Annotated in this window: 11 protein-coding genes, 1 tRNA gene and 1 pseudogene; 4 read left to right on the forward strand and 9 right to left on the reverse strand. The window is 71.7% G+C overall.

Annotated elements, in window-relative coordinates:
- Positions 1–191 precede the first annotated feature (191 nt).
- Together ACFFGY_RS11860 and ACFFGY_RS11865 are read left to right on the forward strand one after the other, a co-directional pair.
- Entirely contained in the window at positions 192–2057 is a 1866-nt protein-coding gene (locus ACFFGY_RS11860) for a peptidase M14 (RefSeq protein WP_377044709.1), read from the forward strand.
- A gap of 241 nt (positions 2058–2298) precedes the next feature.
- A complete protein-coding gene (locus ACFFGY_RS11865) occupies positions 2299–3537 on the forward strand; it encodes an MFS transporter (protein ID WP_377044710.1) in 1239 nt (412 codons plus the stop codon).
- A gap of 85 nt (positions 3538–3622) precedes the next feature.
- On the opposite strand, the gene ade is transcribed toward ACFFGY_RS11865, so the two are convergent.
- From ade to ACFFGY_RS11880, 3 genes are all read right to left on the reverse strand, one after another.
- Positions 3623–5329: an adenine deaminase gene (gene ade, locus ACFFGY_RS11870; RefSeq protein WP_377044711.1), complete on the reverse strand. Its 1707-nt coding sequence runs from the start codon at positions 5327–5329 to the stop codon at positions 3623–3625.
- 11 nt (positions 5330–5340) lie between these two features.
- Entirely contained in the window at positions 5341–8145 is a 2805-nt protein-coding gene (locus ACFFGY_RS11875) for a phosphoenolpyruvate carboxylase (protein ID WP_377044712.1), read from the reverse strand.
- Between the two features lie 64 nt (positions 8146–8209).
- A complete protein-coding gene (locus tag ACFFGY_RS11880; RefSeq protein WP_377044713.1) occupies positions 8210–9535 on the reverse strand; it encodes an LLM class flavin-dependent oxidoreductase in 1326 nt (441 codons plus the stop codon).
- A 471-nt stretch (positions 9536–10006) separates the two neighbouring features.
- On the opposite strand from ACFFGY_RS11880, the gene ACFFGY_RS11885 reads away from it, so the two are divergent.
- Positions 10007–10825 (forward strand): sugar phosphate isomerase/epimerase family protein, encoded by an 819-nt coding sequence (locus ACFFGY_RS11885; RefSeq protein WP_377044714.1) that lies wholly within the window; start codon positions 10007–10009, stop codon positions 10823–10825.
- Between the two features lie 28 nt (positions 10826–10853).
- Here ACFFGY_RS11885 and ACFFGY_RS11890 read toward each other — a convergent pair whose 3' ends face one another.
- From ACFFGY_RS11890 to ACFFGY_RS11915, 6 genes are all read right to left on the reverse strand, one after another.
- The gene (locus tag ACFFGY_RS11890) at positions 10854–11747 is read right to left on the reverse strand and encodes an alpha/beta fold hydrolase (RefSeq protein ID WP_377044715.1); all 894 of its coding nucleotides are present in this window, start codon (positions 11745–11747) and stop codon (positions 10854–10856) included.
- A gap of 2 nt (positions 11748–11749) precedes the next feature.
- A complete protein-coding gene (locus ACFFGY_RS11895) occupies positions 11750–12601 on the reverse strand; it encodes an oxidoreductase (protein WP_377044716.1) in 852 nt (283 codons plus the stop codon).
- Positions 12602–12765: 164 nt separating this feature from the next.
- Positions 12766–13806, reverse strand: coding sequence for an ATP-binding protein (locus ACFFGY_RS11900; protein WP_377044717.1), 1041 nt, complete (start codon positions 13804–13806; stop codon positions 12766–12768).
- Complete coding sequence (locus ACFFGY_RS11905; protein WP_377044718.1) at positions 13746–15260, reverse strand: PAS domain-containing protein; 1515 nt, start codon at positions 15258–15260, stop codon at positions 13746–13748. The genes ACFFGY_RS11900 and ACFFGY_RS11905 overlap by 61 nt, the downstream gene beginning before the upstream one ends.
- Positions 15261–15728: 468 nt before the next feature.
- A complete protein-coding gene (locus ACFFGY_RS11910) occupies positions 15729–16331 on the reverse strand; it encodes an HAD-IA family hydrolase (protein ID WP_377044719.1) in 603 nt (200 codons plus the stop codon).
- Between the two features lie 135 nt (positions 16332–16466).
- A tRNA-OTHER gene (locus ACFFGY_RS11915) sits at positions 16467–16543 on the reverse strand.
- Positions 16544–16713: 170 nt separating this feature from the next.
- Between ACFFGY_RS11915 and ACFFGY_RS11920 the strand changes: the two are divergent.
- A pseudogene (locus ACFFGY_RS11920) lies at positions 16714–17826 on the forward strand (tyrosine-type recombinase/integrase); the annotation flags it as partial.
- Between the last annotated feature and the right edge of the window lie 250 nt (positions 17827–18076).

An 18076-nucleotide genomic window follows, 5' to 3' on the forward strand; every position in this document is an offset into this window, starting at 1 on the left:
CGCCGCGAACCGGCGGGTCCGGCCGCCCCTCCCCACCGCAGGCGTCTCGGCATCGGCCCTGCTTGGACAGCGGCGCGTGGTCGCCGCAACATGCGGCCCCGCATGACTCCGGCGCGGCGGGTCGAAGCGGCCCGTCCACCGGGGTGATCACCTGCGCCCTGTTGCCCGTGCCCTGCTGAAGGAGCCCTTCGATGCCGCCGACCGCCCTTCCGCTGCCGGATGCGCCGACGGTGCTGCTGGAGCGCCGCTTTCCCCGCACGCTCGACGCCGTGCTGGAGCGCTTCGGCGACGGCGCGCACGGAGGCGCGCGGATCGAGGCCTGGCTGTTCGAGGATGCGCCCGCACGCCAGGAGGCGGAGCGTCGCCTGGGGGAGCTCGGCATCACCGCGCGCCTGCGGAGTGCCTACAAGCCGCTGCTGCACGCCTTCCTGGAAGGCGAGATCGCGGCCCGGCCAGGCGAGTCGGTGCTGGTGCGGCTGCCCAGCCTCGTGCCGGCGCGCTTCCGGCTGGAGGCCTATCCCCTGGCTGCGCTGCTGCCAGAAGGCTGCACGCTGCGTTTCGAGGAGGGCGAGGCCCCGGACCGCTACGAGGTGATCCTCGAAGGGCCGGACGGGGCACGGGCACGGCACGAGGTCTTCGCGCCGAACCATCCCCGGACGGACCACCTGGGCGAGGAGGTGCTGGCGCCCTGCGGCTGGCTGCGCGCCTGGCCGGCAGAGGCCGGCGCCACGCCGGACCTTGGAGCATCACCCATCGCCGGCGGCACGGCGACACACCCCGCCCCGGCAGATGCCGGGGACGGCACCGGCGCGGCACCTTCTGAGGACGGCCCGCTGCACACCGAGTTCGAAGCCGCCTTCGCCGCCGCGATGGGGGCGCTGGCGGCGCGGGACTGGGGCCCGGGGCCGCGCCTCTTCGAGGTGCTGGAGATCCGCGTCGAGACCGGCGGCATCGAGCGCCCCCTGCCCGTGGGGTCGGAAGTGCTCAGCACGCGCGAGGCGCTGCACGAGGACCTGTACTTCTCGGCGCTGGAACTGTTTCAGCGCCGCGCCGGCCTGCCGCTCGGCGACCGCCGGCTGCAGCCGGGACAGATCCTGCCCGAGGTCCTGCCGGGCGACGGCGACACGCGGCTGCGCGTCAGCCTGCGCGGCCCGCTGCCCGAACGCCCTTCCGCCCCGCAGGACGAGCCGCTGGACACCATCGGCACGCCGCTGGAGCCGGACCGCCTCGCCGCCGAGACCGCCCGGCTGGGCGGCGAGCGCTTCGACGCCACCTCGGTGCAGGGGCGCGCGGTGCCGGCGATCCACCACCCGGGCGACGGCCCGGCGCTGGTGATCTCGGCCGCGCAGCACGCCAACGAGGCCTCCGGCGTGGTGGGCGCCCTGCGCGCCGCGGCGGTGCTGCGCGACGCCGGGCGGCACTTCGCCCTGATCCCGCTCGAGAACCCGGACGGCTACGCGCTGCACCGCCACCTGCGCGCCACGCACGCGCACCACATGCACCACGCCGCCCGCTACACCGCGCTGGGCGACGATCTCGAGGCGCGCGAGGCCGCGCCCTGGTTCGAGAAGACGGCGCGGATCGAGGCCTTCCGCCGCACCGGCGCGCGGCTGCACGTCAACCTCCACGGTTACCCGGCGCATGAATGGACGCGGCCGCTGAGCGGCTACGTTCCGCGCGGCTTCGCGAGCTGGACCGTGCCGCGCGGCTTCTTCCTGATCCTGCGCCACCATCCAGGCCTGGAAGACGCGGCGCTGGCGCTGGTGCAGGGCGTGGCGGAGCGGCTGGGCTCGGTGCCGGGCCTCTTGGAGTTCAACCGGCGCTGCCTGGCGCTGCATCGCCTGCATGCGGGCGACGGGGCGGCGGGGCCGGTGCATGCCGACATCCCCTACGTCCTGGGCGAGACGACGCGGCACACGCCGCCCTTCACGCTGATCACCGAGTACCCGGACGAGACGGTCGGGGGCGACGCTTTCCGCCTTGCGCAGGAGGCTCAGCGCGCTGCGGTGCTGGCGGCAGCCGAGCTGTCCGCGATCTGGGCCCCGGCGGGGAGCTGACGGCGCGGCCGGACAGGCGGAAGCCGAGCCAGGAGCCAGGAGCCAGGAGCCAGGAGCCAGGAGCCAGGAGCCAGGAGCCAGGAGCCAGGAGCCAGGAGCCAGGAGCCGCCGGAACGCGACGCCGCCGTTGGCGCAACCCGCCTCCGCCAACGGAGACGGATGTCACGAAGACGAGAGCGTGACAGAAGGATACAAGTAACATCCAGGCCCGGGTTCCGGTGCCATCCAGTGGAGCCCTCGCTTGTCCGCATTTTCCCCATCTGCCGTATCGGCCCCATCACCTGACACCGTCACGCCGGCGGCGCGAAAGGCGCTGATCGGCTCGGCCCTCGGCTACGCCATGGACGGTTTCGACCTGCTGATCCTGGGCTTCATGCTGCGCCTGATCGCGGGCGAGCTCGGCCTGAGCGTGGCCGAGAGCACCTCGCTGGTCACCGCCACGCTGGTGGGCGCGGTGATCGGCGGCGTGTTGTTCGGGATGCTGTCGGACCGGCTGGGTCGCGTGCGGGTGCTGACCTGGACCATCGTGCTCTTCGCGGTGTTCACCGGACTCTGTGCGCTGGCGCAGGGCTACTGGGACCTGCTGATCTACCGCACCATCGCGGGCATCGGACTGGGCGGCGAGTTCGGCATCGGCATGGCGCTGGTGGCGGAAGCCTGGCCGGCCTCGAAGCGCGCCCGCGCCTCCTCCTACGTGGGCTTGGGCTGGCAGCTGGGCGTGCTGCTGGCGGCGATCGTGACGCCGGCGCTGCTGCCGGTGATCGGCTGGCGCGGCATGTTCGCGGTGGGGCTGCTGCCGGCCGTCGCCGCCTACTTCATCCGCCGGTCGCTGCATGAGCCCGAGGTCTTCGTGCGCGACACCGCGCACCGCACCGGCCCCTCGCCACTGAGCCTGCTGGTGGCGGATGCCGCGACGGCGCGGATCAGCCTGGGCATGGTGATCCTCTGCTCGGTGCAGAACTTCGGCTACTACGGCGTGATGATCTGGCTGCCGAACTACCTGAGCAGCCGCTTCGGCTACGGCCTGACGCAGTCCGCCATTTGGACCGCGGTGACCATCCTGGGCATGGCGGTGGGCATCTTCGCCTTCGGCCACATTGCCGACCGCATCGGCCGTCGCCCGTCCTTTCTCGGCTACATGCTGGGCGCGGCGGTGATGGTGGTGGTGTATTCCCGCCTCACCGATCCCACCGCGCTGCTGATCGGCGGCGCCGTGATGGGCTTCTTCGTGAACGGGATGCTGGGCGGCTACGGCGCGCTGATGAGCGAGCTCTACCCCACCGCTGCCCGCGCGACGGCGCAGAACGTGTTGTTCAACATCGGCCGCGCGGTGGGCGGCTTCGGCCCGGTGGCGATCGGCGCGGTGGCCGGCAGCCTCGGCTTCGAAACCGCGATCGCGCTGCTGGCCGTGCTCTACGTGCTGGACATGATCGCGCTGTGGCTGCTGATCCCCGAGCGCCGGGGCAGCGCGTTGAACTGAGGCGGACAGCCTCCGGCCCGGCGGACCTCCCGCGCCGGGCCTGATCCGATTCGTCGCGGGGCGGCGGAACCGGACGCCCGCCGCGCTACGGCGGCAGCAGCGCCATCCGGTCCACGTCGAGCATCCCGCGATCGGTGATCTTCAGGTGCGGGATCACCGGCAGCGGCAGGAAGGCGATCTGCAGGAAAGGGTCGGCCAGGGTGATGCCCAGCGCCCTTCCCGCCTCGCCCATGCGCTCCAGCCCGCGGGCGACCTCCTCGAAGGGCCGGTCGCTCATCAGCCCGGCCACGGGCAGCGGCAGTTCCGCGACGACCTTGCCGTCCTCCGCCACGGCGAAGCCGCCACCGATCTCGCCCAGCCGGTTCACCGCCAGGGCCATCGCCGCGTCGTCGGTGCCGACCACGCAGATGTTGTGGCTGTCGTGCCCGACCGAGGAGGCGATGGCGCCGCGCCGCATCCCGAAGCCGCGCACGAAGCCACGGCCGATGTTGCCGTTGTGCCCGTGTCGCGGCACGACGCAGACCTTGGCCACGTCCTGCGCCGGGTCGGGCAGCACCGCGCCGTCCCGCACCGGCAGGGTGAGGCGAAGGTGCTCGGTGATGATCTTGCCGGGGATGACCCCGATCACCGGCTGCGAAGCCTCGCCGCGCAACACGAGATCCGCCGCGGTGATCCGCCGCGCCTTCATGCTGTCGGTCGCCACCGACGCCATCGGCGGTCGCGCGGCAAACAGCGCCTCGTCCACCAGCCGGCCGGCGGAGACGACGTCCGACACGTTGCAGCTTTCCAGCGCGTCGATCAGCACCAGGTCGGCCCGGTAGCCCGGCGCGATCATGCCCCGGTCCGCGAGGCCGAAGGCGCGCGCCGCCGTCAGCGAGGCCGCGCGATAAGCGGCCAGCGGCGGCACGCCAAGCGCGATGGCCTTGCGGATCAGGAAATCGAGATGGCCCTCATGCGCGATTTCCAGCGGGTTGCGGTCGTCGGTGCAGAAGCACAGGAAGGGTGAGGTCGCCACATCCAGGATCGGCGCCAGCGCGGCGAGGTCCTTGCAGACCGATCCCTCGCGGATCAGCACCGTCAGGCCCTTGCGGATTTTCTCCAGCGCTTCCTCGGCGGTGGTGGCCTCGTGCTCGGTGCGGATGCCGGCGGCGGCGTAGCCGTTGAGGGCCAGGCCGCGCAGCAGCGGCGCGTGGCCGTCGACGTGCCCGCCGCGAAAGGCTTCGAGCTTTTGCAGGCAGTCGGGATCGCCCGCCAGCACGCCGGGGAAGTTCATGAACTCCGCCAGCCCGATCACCTTGGGATGCGCGCGAAAGGGAAGCAGGTCCTCCGCCCCCAGCACCGCGCCCGAGGTTTCCAGCGCGGTGGCCGGAACACAGGAGCTGAGGTTCACCCGCAGGTCCATCACGGTGCGTTCCGCCGCCGCGAGGAAGTAGCGGAAGGCCTCGACGCCGACGACGTTGGCCATCTCGTGCGGGTCGCAGATCGCGGTGGTGACGCCGTGCGGCAGGACGCAGCGGTCGAACTCCAGCGGCGTGACCATCGAGCTTTCGACGTGAAGGTGCGTGTCGATGAAGCCTGGCACGGCGATGCGCCCGCGCCCCTCGATCACCCGTGCGCCCTCGTAGCGGCCGTAGGTGCCCACCACCGTGTCGCCGCAGACGGCGATGTCGGTTTCCACCAGCGCGCCGGTTACGAGGTCCAGCAGGCGCACGTCGCGGACCACGAGGTCGGCGGGCTCGGCTCCCTGCCCCTGAAGGATGCGGCGCGACAGCGGCGCGCGGTCGGTGCTCATCCGCCCTGCCCTCAGCCGAAGGCGCCGACGTCGTGCGACACGGCGGTGCCGATCTCGCGCACCAGGGCAAACAAGCGCCCCATCGGCTCAAAGACCTCGCGGTGCTCGCGCTCGTAGGAGGACGCGCCGCGCGGCCCCGGCGGTTCGCCGTAGTCGAGGCCCGCCGCCGGGTCGGGCAACGCGGGAAAGATGTCCCGCAGCAGTTCCAGCGCCGCCGGCACGTCGAGCCGCACCAGCCGCGTCAGCAGCGCCGCGTGAGTCACGCCGTGGCGGGCGGAGAATTCTGGCACCCGCATCGCCAGCCGCCAGATGCGGCCGATCACCGCGATCCGCAGCGCGTGGAGCAGCACCTCCCGCTCCTCCATGCGCGGGGCGTCGGGCCAGGTGCCGCGCAGCAGGAGGTGGTCGGCCTGGACGCGGCGGAACATCGCGCCCAGCGGTGCGGCCAGCGCCATGTCCTCCAGGATCGTGGCGAGGCGCAGCGCGGCTTCACGGTCCTCCGCTTCCGCCGTGGCGGCACGGTCCAGCCAGGCGCCGGGGTCGAGCAGCGACACCACGGCGCGCAGCACGTCGAGGTCGGAATGCGCCAGCGCGTGGGCGGCGAAGTCCATGGCGCGGCGGAAGCGCGGGCTGTTGCGGCGCAGTTCCTCGAAATTGTGGCCGTAGCGGCTCAGCGCCCCGCCCAGGCCGTGCAGCGAGTTGGCCATCCAGCCCACCTGCTGGAGGATCGCGTTGTTGGGGATGGCGCGCAGCTCGCGCGGGTGGCGGATCACCGCCGGGCCGCCCATGCCGTCGGTCTGCCGCGCCGAGGGGCGCGAACCGGTCGGGTCCAGCAGCGCCGGGCCGAAGGCGCCGAGCAGCGCGGCGTAGCCCGGATCCTCCACGAGGTCGCGCATCGCTGCACCCGCGGTGGTGAAGAAGCCGGCGGCGAAATCGCCCTCGGCATAAACCGGGTCGGTGCCGTCCGGGCCGATCACCGTCGGGTCCGCCTGCGGCGGGATGGCGGCGAAGCTGTGCGCGGCGACCCGCGCCACCGTGGCCAGTGCCAGCTCCGGCGTGCCGAACAGCAGGTAGCCGTCGCCGCCCTGGAAGGCGCTTTCCAGCCGCACCGGGATGCCGGCGCGCACCAGCACGCGGCGGCTGCGGGTCGGCGACAGGTAGCGCAGCCGGTCGGTGAGCGAGAACGGGTGCGCGCCGCGCCCGACGCTCTCGCCATGGGTGTCGAAGAACACGACCTCGACGCCACTCAGCCCGTGGCGCGACAGCAGCTCCGCCACGCGCAGCCGCAGCCGCTCGATCAGGTAGGTGGCGGGGAGCTGCCCCATGTAGCGGCCGCTGTCGGAATAGCCGAACTGCAAGGACAACCGCCCGATCCCGGCCAGGTACCGGCGCCAGTGCGGCGAGCGCAGAGCTTCCTCCAGCACGCGCTCGCCGTTCTCCAGCGCTTCCGGCGTTTCGAATAGCGGCGAGATCTCGACCTGACGATCCACGCCGAACAGCGTCGCGAGGTAAAGGGCCGAGAGCAGAGTGTAGCCGCTCTCGGTTTCGGCGATCAGGAACCGCACGGGGGCGCTGCCGTCCACGTGCTTGGCGATCTGCGCCACCGTCATCATCAACCGCGCGGCGGAAGCCTGTTCCGCCAGGATCGCGCCGAAATCCACCGGCACGGGCGAGAGCTTGCCCAGCGCCTCATCCATGGCGGCCAACAGCGTGCGGCGGCGCGACGGATCGGCCGGCGGATCGGCGAGGCCGGTGCGCTGGCGCAGGGCGTTGTGCAGCTGCGACGCGTTCAGCCGGACATGGGTATGCGCCAGCGACAGCCCGTGCGCGAAGAGGCCGGCGCGCACCACCGCGAGATCCAGCTGCGCCTCGCCCTCCGCGGCCTCAACCGCGGCGTCGAGGTCGCGCAGCAGCGGCTCCGGCGTGGTGAGTGCGGCGTCGCGCGTCGCGGCGACGAGGCGGCCGAAGCTCGCCACGGCTTCCGGCGTGCCGTCGGTGGGGCAGGCCTCGATCTGCTGCTCCAGCGCGGCGAGCGCTTCCGCCAGCCGGGCCGAGGCGGCGGGCGCCGGCAGCGGGGCCAGCGCGTCACGCAGCCGCTCCAGCTGCAGCCGCTTCATCCGCAGCCGCAGCCGCAGCGTGTCCCACCAGCCGATATCGACGCGCCCGTCGGTGTCGTAGCCGACCCAGCTCGCCAGCGTCACCGGGCGCGGCCGCAGCGCGCTCCACCGGTCCGGCCAGCGCTCGCGCGCGGCGCTCAGCAGGGTGCGGGTCAGGGCATCGATGGCGTCGCGGCCATGCGCGATCGCGGCGACGGCCTGGCTGAACTCGTCCTCCAGCGTCGGGCGGCTCGGGCGGTGGGACGCGTGTTCGGCCGCGGCCTCGCGCCCCGAGGCCAGCGCGGCGAGGTCGGCATAAACCTCGGGCGGCAGGGCGAAGGTCGGGTGCGCGGTGAACACCGCCGAGAAGCGGGTGCGCTCCAGCCGGTCGCGGGCGGCGTCGAACCCGCCCTCCGGCGCCTCGCCCTCCAGCGCCGCCGGCGCGAGCTGCGCCATGGCCGCGAGGCTCGCCCCGGGATCGGTGCCGCCGACGTAGCGCGCGGTGCGGGCGGCGCGGTCGCGAAAGGCCTCGTCGCGCAGGCTTCGCACCAGCGCGGTGACCGCCGCCTCGTCCAGCGATCCCTCGGCCAGCCGCCGCTCGACGCGCGCGGCCAGCGACAGCACCGGGTTGCCGAAGCCGGCTTCCCCGACCGCGGCGCGAATGCGCCGGAGCTCTTCCAGCAGGGTTCCGGCGTCGGCGGGTGGGGTGCGGTCGGGCATGGCGGCGACTGTCGCGCGCCCGCCCTGCCCGGCACAAGGGCGTCGCGGCCCGGTTGCGCGAAGCTTACGGGAAGAAGCGGTTCGCGGGGCGCGGCAGGCCCAGGTTCTCGCGCAGGGTGCGGCCCTCGTATTCGCGGCGGAACAGCCCGCGCCGCTGCAGTTCCGGCACAACCTTGTTCACGAAGTCGTCCAACCCGCCCGGCACGTGCGAGAACATGATGTTGAAGCCGTCGCTGCCGCGTGTTTCCAGCCATTCCTCCATGGTGTCGGCGATCGTGGCCGCGGTGCCCACCATGGCCAGCCCGGCATAGCCGCCCATGCGCTGCGCCAGCTGCCGCACCGTCAGCCCTTCTTCCCGTGCGGTGCGGATCGCGCGCTCGCGACCGCTCTTGCTCGCATTGGTTTCGGGGATCTCCGGCAGCGGCCCATCGGGGTCGAAGTCCCGCGCATCCGTGCCCAACGCGATCGAGAGCGAGGCGATCGCGCTGTCGTAGTGCACGAGGCTGTCGAGCTTCGCGCGGATCGCCCGCGCTTCCTCCGCCGTGTCGCCCACCACCACGAAGGCGGCCGGCAGGATCTTCATGTGGTCCGGATCGCGGCCCAGCTGCTGCATCCGCCCCTTCACGTCGGCGTAGAAGCGCTGCCCTTCCACGAGGTTGCCGGGCGCCGCGAAGACCACCTCGGCGGTTTCCGCAGCCAGCTGCCGCCCGTCCTCCGAGGAACCCGCCTGCACCACCACCGGCCAGCCCTGCACCGGCCGCGCGATGTTGAGCGGCCCGCGCACCCGCAGCGACGGGCCTTCGTGGTTCAGCACGTGCATCCGCTCAGGCTCGAAGAAGACGCCGCTTTCCACGTCGCGGACGAAGGCGTCGTCGGCCCAGCTGTCCCAGAGCCCCGTCACCACGTCAAAGAACTCGCGCGCGCGGCGATAGCGGTCGGCATGGGCGGGCTGTTCCGTCATGCCGAAGTTCAGCGCGGCGTCGGGATTGGCGGTGGTCACCAGGTTCCAACCCGCGCGCCCTCCGCTGAGGTGGTCGAGCGAGGCGAGGCGGCGCGCGATGGTGTAGGGCGGCTCGAAGGTGGTGGAAGCGGTGGCGACGAGGCCCAGCCGCTCCGTCACCATGGCCAGCGCCGGCAGCAGCGTCAGCGGGTCGAAGGAAGTGGCCGTGTGCGACCGCTTCAGCGCCTCCACCGGCATGTTCAGCACTGCCAAGTGGTCAGCCATGAAGAAGGCGTCGAAACGCCCGCGCTCCAGGGTCTGGGCGAAGCGCGCGAGCAGCGCGAGGTTGAAGTTGCTGTCGGGCGCGGCGCCGGGATAGCGCCACGCGCCGGTGTGGATGGTGGTGGGGCGCATGAAGGCGCCGAGGCGAAGCTGCCGCGAACGGGCCATGGGATTGGTCGCTCCTGCTGAGATCCGGGCAGCGGCGATCCGTGAGCCCCAGGCGATGGCCGGCATGCCGCACGGGACCGTCGCCGAAGGTGCGCGGCGTCCCGCTGCCATTCCTACGGAAGCGTGGGGAGCGGAGCGGCGGGCGGCAATGGGTCGGGCCCCGATCCTTCGTACGTCATCGAACATTGTGGGATCGGGCTAATCCGTTGAAAATCAGTCCGTTCTGCATAACGGACTTGTTTGACCTGATTGCCAGACAATTTCATAAGCTGCGCCGGGAATGGGAATCTGGCCCGGTGCCGGGCTTCCGGGAGACCATCGAGTCGCACGGGACAGGAATATGAAGACGGTGCTAAACCTTCAGCCGAGCCTTCCCCATCTCCGGGTCTGGGCGAGCTGTTGGTGCCGCAGGACCGGTTCTCATGCGCTTCCGGCACGGCGCGGCGCCACGGGTTGGCAGGGGTCATGACCATGTCCCGCACGAGCATGCGGCGGCCGGTCCGCTGCTTCTCTACCCTGGGCTGCGCCGAGCTCGACCTCGACGGCACCCTGCAGCTCGCCGCCAATCACGGCATCCCGACCGTGGAGGTGCGGGCGCTCTCGGGCAGCACGGACCTGCCGAAGATCTTCGCCGAGCGCTACGGCACGCCCGCCGGCTTGGCCGCGGCCCTGCGGGACAAGCCGTCGCGCATGGTGGCGATCGGCACCTCGCTGCGCCTGATCGGCAACACGCCGGAGGATCGCGAGGATTTCCTGCGCATCGTGCCCTGGGCGGAAGCGGCCGGCGTGCGCACGCTGCGTCTCTTCGATGGCGGCCGCGAGGCCGACGCGGCGGAGTTCGAGGAAGCGCTGCGGACGCTGGACTGGTGGCGGGAGCTGCGTGCCAAGAACGGCTGGATCGTGGACATCAACATCGAGACGCACGACAGCCTCGTCACCTTGGCCGCGCTGGAGCGCTTCTGCCGCCTCGTGGCGGACTGCCCGCTGCTGTGGGACAGCCACCACACCTGGCGCAAGGGCGGCGCCAACCCGCTGGACGTTTGGCAGTGCCTCCACCCGCACGTGTCGCACATCCACGTCAAGGACAGCGTCAGCCAGCCGGGACCCCGCCTGCCCTACAGCTACGTGCTGCCCGGCGAGGGCGAGTTCCCGATGGCGGCGCTGAACGCCGTGCTGCGCCGCGACGGCTACACCGGCCTCCTGAGCCTGGAGTGGGAACGGCTCTGGCACCGGGAGCTCCCGCCGCTCGACGACGCGCTGCGCAGCGCCGAACAGCACGGCTGGTGGTGAGGCGCCGGGTCCCCGCCGGACCCGGGCGTCACAGGAAGTCGAGCAGCGCCCGCAGCGTGTCCTCCGGCACCTCTTCCTGCGGGCTGTGGCCGCAGGGCAGCGGCTGACCGCGGACGTCGCGCGCCTTCTCGCGCCAGGTTTCCAGCACGTCGTAGAGCGCGCCCACCGTCCCCTTGGCACCCCACAGCGCCAGCAGCGGCGCCTCGATGCGCCGCTCCGCGTCGGCGGCGTCGTGCTCCAGGTCGATCGTCGCGGCGGCGCGGTAGTCCTCGCAGGCGGCGTGGCGCATCGCCGGGTCGCGGTAGCAGCGCAGGTATTCCGCGAAGAGCTCCTCGCTGGTGGCACCGGGTGTCTTGAGCTGCCCGTCGATATGCTTGCGCAGGAAGAACTCCGGATCGGCGCCGATCATGTGCTCGGGCAAGGGCGCCGGCTGGATCAGGAAGAACCACCAGAAGTAGCGGGTGGCGAATTCCTTGTCGGTGCGGGCGTACATCGTGGCGGTGGGCGCGATGTCGAGCACCGCCAGCTTCTCCAGCGCCTGCGGATGATCCAGCGCCAGCCGGTGCGCCACGCGGCCGCCGCGGTCGTGGCCCACCAGCCGAAAGCGCTCGAAGCCGAGCGCCCGCATCAGCGCCACCTGATCCGCCGCCATGGCGCGCTTGCTGTAGTTGCGGTGCCCCTCGCCGCCCTCCGGCCGGCCGCTGTCGCCGTAGCCGCGCAGGTCGGCCGCCACCACGGTGAAGCGCTCCGCCAGTGCCGGCGCGACCTTGTTCCAGGTCGAATGCGTTTGCGGATGCCCGTGCAGCAGCAGCAGCGGCGGCCCGCTGCCGCCCACCGCGGCGCGGAGGCGGACCTCGGGCGTTTCGACGTCGTGCAGGGTGAAGCCGCGCAGGAAGCGGCTCGGCCCGATCGCGCCGGCCACCGTCACTCTCCCGCGGGGAAGTCGGTGGAACGGCCGAGATCGCTCCAGCGCTCCACCTCCGCCAGGCGCTCGCGCAGCTTCTCGGTCACCCGATCCACGCCGAAATTGCCGAGCACGAGGTGGCGCGGCGGCGAGGCTTCTTCCGTGATGCGGATCATCGCCTCGGCCGCGCGCGCCGGATCGCCGGGCTGCTTGCCGCTGACTTCGCTGGTGCCGCGCAGCCGTGCGCCGGCGGTGTCGGCGTAGTCGGCGATGCGGTTGGGCGTTTGCCGCAGGGAACGTCCCGCCCAGTCGGTGCGGAAGGGGCCGGGCTCCACGCAGGTGACGCGGATGTTCAGCGGCGCGCCTTCCGCCGCCAGCGCGTCGGAGAAGCCTTCCACCGCGTGCTTGGTGGCGGCGTAGTAGCCCGAGCCCGGAAAGCCGATGAAGCCCGCGACCGAGGTGATGTTGACGACATGTCCCCGGCGCCGCGCCCGCATGCCCGGCAGCACCGCGCGGGTCATGGCGAACAGGCCGAAGACGTTGGCGTCGAACTGCGCGCGGATCTCGCGCTCCTCGCCTTCCTCGACCGAGGCCTGGTAGCCGTAGCCGGCATTGTTCACCAGCACGTCGATCCGGCCGAAGCGCGACTCCGCGACCTCCACCGCCGTGGCGACCTGCTCGGCATCGGTGACGTCGAGGCTGAGCGCCAGCGCGTGGTCGCCGGCCCCGGCCGCGAGGTCCGCAACCCGCGCGGCGTCGCGCGCGGTGACCACGGCGCGCCAGCCGCGCGCCAGCACCGCCTGGGCGAGCTCGCGCCCGAAGCCGGTGGAACAGCCGGTGATGAACCAGACGGGGCTTTCCGAGGCAGACATTCGCTTGCTCCTGATCGAGGGCCGGGTCGCCGCGCGGCGGCCGTCCGGCAGATGGAGGTTCCGGTGCGCCGCCGCGCCATCCTGCGGCACGGCACGTCATCAACGCCCTGCGAGGATGGATGCCGGATCCCCCGCCCGGTTCGCCCGTGTTCCGGCAGGAAACGTCACGAGGCGGCCGGGCTGCTTTCCCGCACGAGCATCGCCGCCACCTTGTCGGCGAGGTCGTCCAGCGAGAAAGGCTTGGCGACCGCGGCCATGCCGGGCGGCAGGCCGTTGTTGAGCGCCATGCCCGCGTAGCCGGTGATGAACAGGACCGGCAGCATCGGCCGCATCTCCCGCGCCGCGTCGGCCAGTTGGCGGCCGTTGAGGCCGGGCAGCCCCACATCGGTGAGGAGCAGGTCCACCCGCGCGGGCGGCGCGAGGGCCGCGAGGCCCGACGGGCCGTCCGCCGCTTCCAGCACCACGTAGCCGCGTTCCCGGAGGGTTTCGGCAGCGAGCGCCCGCACCGCGGGCTCGTCTTCCACCAGGAGGATCGTGTGCCGCCTCGATTCTCCGGGCGCCGTCGCAGGGGTATCGCCTGCCGCAGCTGGCACGTCCTGGCCCGCCGGAACCACGTCGGCCCTTGGCAGAAAGAGCCGCACCGTCGTGCCCCGGCCCGGCTCACTCTCGATTCGCAGGAAGCCGCCGGACTGCCGCACGAAGCCGTAAGTCTGGGACAGGCCGAGGCCCGTGCCCTTGCCGATGGGCTTGGTGGTGAAGAAGGGCTCGAGGACGCGGGCCAGCAGCTCGGGCGACATGCCCTCACCGGTGTCGGTCACCGACACCAGCAGGAAGTCGCCCGGCTCGACCCCTTCGTCCTCGCCCAGATCACTAGCCGGCACCGCCATTTCCTGCGTGGCGAAGGTGAGGCGCCCGCCGTCGGGCATCGCGTCGCGGGCATTGATCGCGAGGTTCAGCAGGGCACTTTCCAGCGCGCCCGGATCAATCCGGGCGGTCCAGATGCCGTCGGCCAGCTGCAGCTGCACCTCGATGTCCGGGCCGACGGTGCGGCGCATGAGTTCGGCCATGCCCGCCACGACTTCGTCGAGGACGACCGGCCTGGGGTCGAGCCGCCCGCGGCGGGCGAAGGCCAGCAATCCGTGGGTCAGGGCGGCAGCGCGGTCCACGCCGTCCTGGGCCGCACGGAACAGGCGCGACATCTCCATGAGGCGGCGGCCTCGACGCGCTTGCGCATCAGCTCGATGGCGCCGCCGATCCCCTGGAGCATGTTGTTCACGTCGTGGGCGAGGCCGCCGGTGAGCTGGCCGATGGCCTCCATCTTCTGGCTTTGGCGCAGCCGCTCCTCGATCGCCATCAGCCGGCGCGAGCGTGCGGCGACCTGCTCCTCGAGCGTTTCGTTCAGGCGGCGCAGCGCTTCCTCGGCCTCGCGGCGGGCAGTGACGTCGCTTGCCGCCCCGAACCATTCCGTGATCTCCCCCGCCGCGTCGAGCAGCGGAACGGCGCGGCTCAGCGTCCAGCCTATCGTGCCATCACCGCGGCGGACCCTGTGCTCCAGGTGGAACAGTGTCTTGGTTCGGACGGCCTCCTGAATGGCTGCCCTGACGCGCGGCTGCTCCTCGACCGGGATGTAGTCACCCAGCCAGCTGGGATTGGCGGTGGTGGTATCGGCCAGGAAGCCCCCGCCGCGCAGCTGGCGCATCTCGCCCCAGTCCGCGCTCATGGAATAAAGCACCTCGGCCGAGGCACGCACCAGCGCGGCCAGGCGCGCCTCGCTGTCGCGCAGCGCGGCCTCGCCCACGACGCGGTCGGTGACATCCATGCCTTCGACGAAGATGCCGGTGACGCGGCCCTGCCGGTCCCGCAGGGGCTGGAACACGAAATCGAGGTAGCGCTCGTCGGCCGGCGCGTCGGGAGAGGTGCGGACGACGTAGCGGGCGCCGCGCGCGCCATGGGCCTCGCCGCTGGTGAAGACCTGATCCAGCAGTGCGAGGTAGCCCTGTTCCACCGCGTCGGGCAGCGCCTCGGCCACTGTCCTGCCGATCACCGTCCGATGCCCGACGAGGCGCGCGTAGCCCGGATTCGCCAGCTCGAACCGGTGGTCGCGCCCGCTGAGCAGGGCCATGAAGCCCGGCGCCCGCCGGAACATTTCATCCAGCCGGTCGCTCCCGGAGACCGGTGCCGGGTCGTTCCCGCCGTCGTCCCGCGCCTGACCGGACATGTATTCGGAGGCCGGGGCAGGCTCCGCCACCGGCGCGGTCCCGGTTCGCTCCGCCGAGCCCTGCGGATGCTGCGAACCGGCCGTGTCGGCCAGGTGCAGGAGGATCAGCTCGACCTCGCCGTTCCGGTCGAGCACCGGCGCATTGGTGATGCTCCATCGGTGCTCACCGGCGCCACCCCCGCCCGACCCAGGCCCGTCGAGGCGCAGCGGGGCGGTGGTGTCCGGGCCTCTCGTGCGGATAACGCGCTCGCAGGAGGCCGCCAGCTGCCGCGATGCCTCGGCCTCCGCCCCGATAGCCTCCCAGGCCGGATGGCCCAGGATCTCGGCCAGTTCCCGCCCGAGGCTGGCGAGGCAGGCACGGTTCGCGCCTACGACGCGGAACTGCCGGTTCAGCACGAGGTAGGCGTTAGGAGAGGCGTCGAAGAGGCCCTGGAAGTTCACCGGACCCGCCTCTGCCCACACTTGGCTGGACGGATTCCGGCAGTGGCCACGTGGCCCCGCGCGATCGGGTCGAGGCCGGGGCGCAGCCTCCGCAGGACCAGGGCATTCTCGCCGCTGACGCTCCCTCCCCCGCCCTCCTCGGACGGGTTCTTGGGGCCGCGCTGGATAAAGGACGCTGCGAGCATGGTTCCTCGAACGCTCGATGCTTCAGGGTGTTGCGGAAAGAATCCCGCGGCGTGGCGATGCGGTGACGCGGGCCCGTCTGGTGCTTCGGGATCACGCTCGTGAACTCGCGTGTCGAGGGAGTCCGCCTGGTCGCGGTACTGGTGATCGGGCGGGGCATGGTCGGGCCTGGCCCGCGGTCCGCCGGCGATGGCACGCCCTCTTGGTTCCACCTTCGGGTTCTCGGTCTCCCTGCCGCCGCGATCTCCTGGCCGCGGCGCCGGAACTCCGCCCGCCCGATCCGCCTCAGCGATAATCGACGAGAGCGTGGTGCCCCTCGACCTCGGCTGCCAGTTTTCCGACGATCGCGACCTGGGCGCCCGCCGCCTTCGCCGCGGCGATCCCCGCGTGCGAGTCCTCGAAGACAAGGCACGCGGTCACCGGCACGCCGAGCAGCGCTGCAGCCTTCTGGAAGCCCTGCGGGTCGGGCTTCCCGCGCTCGACATCCTCGGCCGCGATCAGGACCTTCGGAAGCGGGATCCCGGCGGCCCTGAGCCTGACCTCGGCCAGTTGCCGCGGTGCGGAGGTGACAACCGCCCAGCGGCCCGGATCGAGGCTTTCGATCAGCGCGCCAATGCCCTCGACCGGGACAACGCCCTCGATGTCTGCGACCTCGGCGGCGAGGATGACGGCCACCTCCCCGGACACCTCGATGCCCGTGGGAGCGAAGCGTTTCACCAGATCCTCGCTTCGCACGCCGTGACAGGCCGCCAGCACCGTTGCCGGATCAACCCCGTGCCGCTCGGCCCATTCCCGCCAGACACGCTCCACCACGACGGAGGAGTCCACCATCGTCCCGTCCATGTCGAACAGGAAGGCTGCGTAGTTCTGGCCTCGGAACTGCGGCATGCCGCGAGGCTATCAACCCCGACCGCGGCGGCAAAGCGTCGAGCGTGCGCGCTGGCGGTTGCCGCGCGGCGCCTACGGATTAATCCGGGTGAGAATGGTGTGGGGAAGCCGCCCTGCACCCCCATTCGGGGGAAATGGTGCCGACGCCCGGGATTGAACCGGGGACCTACTGATTACGAATACCTGCGTCAGCCAGTTTCGCCACCGTCGCCTAGTGTCTCACACCGTTCCCAGACGCACCCCTAACCTACGGTCTCATCTTGCTTTTTCGGGGAATGACGCGCTTATCTCTGTCTCAGAGCGTCGCGTGACGCACCTGGGGAACGCAGCGTTGCTGAAACCCCAGTGAAACCCCAGTGAGCCCCTGAGGGGGCCGGAAGGGATGGCGGCGGTGGCGCTGAAGTTGACCGAGGCAAGCCTCAACCGGGCGATCAAGGATGCCGTCAACACCGGCCGGGTTGAGCTTGTGGACGCCGGGCATCCCGGTCTGCGCATCCGCATCTCGCCCCCGTCGAAGCGCAGCAGCGTCGCCACCGCCACATGGTCGCTGGCCCTCAGAGATGGCCACGGCACCATGAAGCGGCACTCGCTGGGCGCCTTCCCTGATATGGGCATTGCCGCTGCCAGGGAGGCCGCGCGCGCCATGCGCGCGGCTGTCGAGCAGGGCGCTGATCCTTCAGCCGAGAAGCGCCGGGCGCGTCAGGCCGGGCAGGATGCAAAGGCTGGCATCGGCACCTTGCGCGGGCTGCTGGACATTTACGGCGGCCGCCTGAAGCCGGCTGCCGAAGGCGAGCCGCCCCCTCCCCGTGTCATCGGCCCCGGTGGCGCCCTGAAGTCCTGGCCCGACGCCCGCCGCCGGGTGGAGCACGTCTTTGCCGCCTTCCTCGACAAGCCGCTGCTGACGCTGAAGCCCGAGGAATTGCAGTTCACGGCCGATGCCCACCCGGCGCAGCAGAGCGCCGCTGCTGCCGTACGCTACGTCAGGCCCATCTTGTCCTGGGCGGGCAAGCGCAAGCTATGCGCCCGTGACCTCGCCTTGCTGGAACCGCCGGCAGCCGTGAAGCGCCGTGACCGGGTTCTCACGCGGGAGGAATTGCGGGCGATCCTGGCCGTGCTGGACGCAGGAACGGATGCGTACAGCCGGGCGCATTCGATGATGCTGCTGACGCTGGGCCGGCGCTCCGAAGTTCTGAGCCTGACCTGGGCCGACGTGGACCTAGAAGCTGCCACCGCAACCTTCCGAGCCACGAAGAATGGCACGGATCACAAGGTGCCACTGCCCCGGCAGGCGGTGGCGCTGCTGGCCGCGTGGAAGCCCGCCAGCGCGGCTGCCGGCGCCTTGGTGTTCGCCACCCGCACCGGCGCGCCACTAGGCAACACCGATCGGCACACAAAGCGCATCCAGGCCGCCAGCAACACGTCAGGATGGACGCGACATGATTTGCGCCGTTCGGGCGCGACGCTGCTGGGCGAGCTTGGGCACCCTCCGCACGTGGTCGAAAGCGCGCTGAACCACAGCGCAATCCACAGCGACTTAGCCGCGACGTATAACCGCGCGCGCTATCGGGACGAGGTCCGGGCAGCACTTCAGCAGCTCGCAGACTTGCTCGACGGCATCCGCGCCGGTGGCGCCGAGGTTGTGCCGTTGCGGTCCGCCGCCAGCTAACCCCCAACCTCGCGACCTTGTGATGAGAGAATCCGATGAAAGGCAGGGCGGCCGCCAAGGCCGCCCAAGCCCGAGTCGC

Source organism: Roseomonas elaeocarpi, from assembly GCF_042433915.1.
Classification (GTDB): domain Bacteria; phylum Pseudomonadota; class Alphaproteobacteria; order Acetobacterales; family Acetobacteraceae; genus Roseomonas; species Roseomonas elaeocarpi.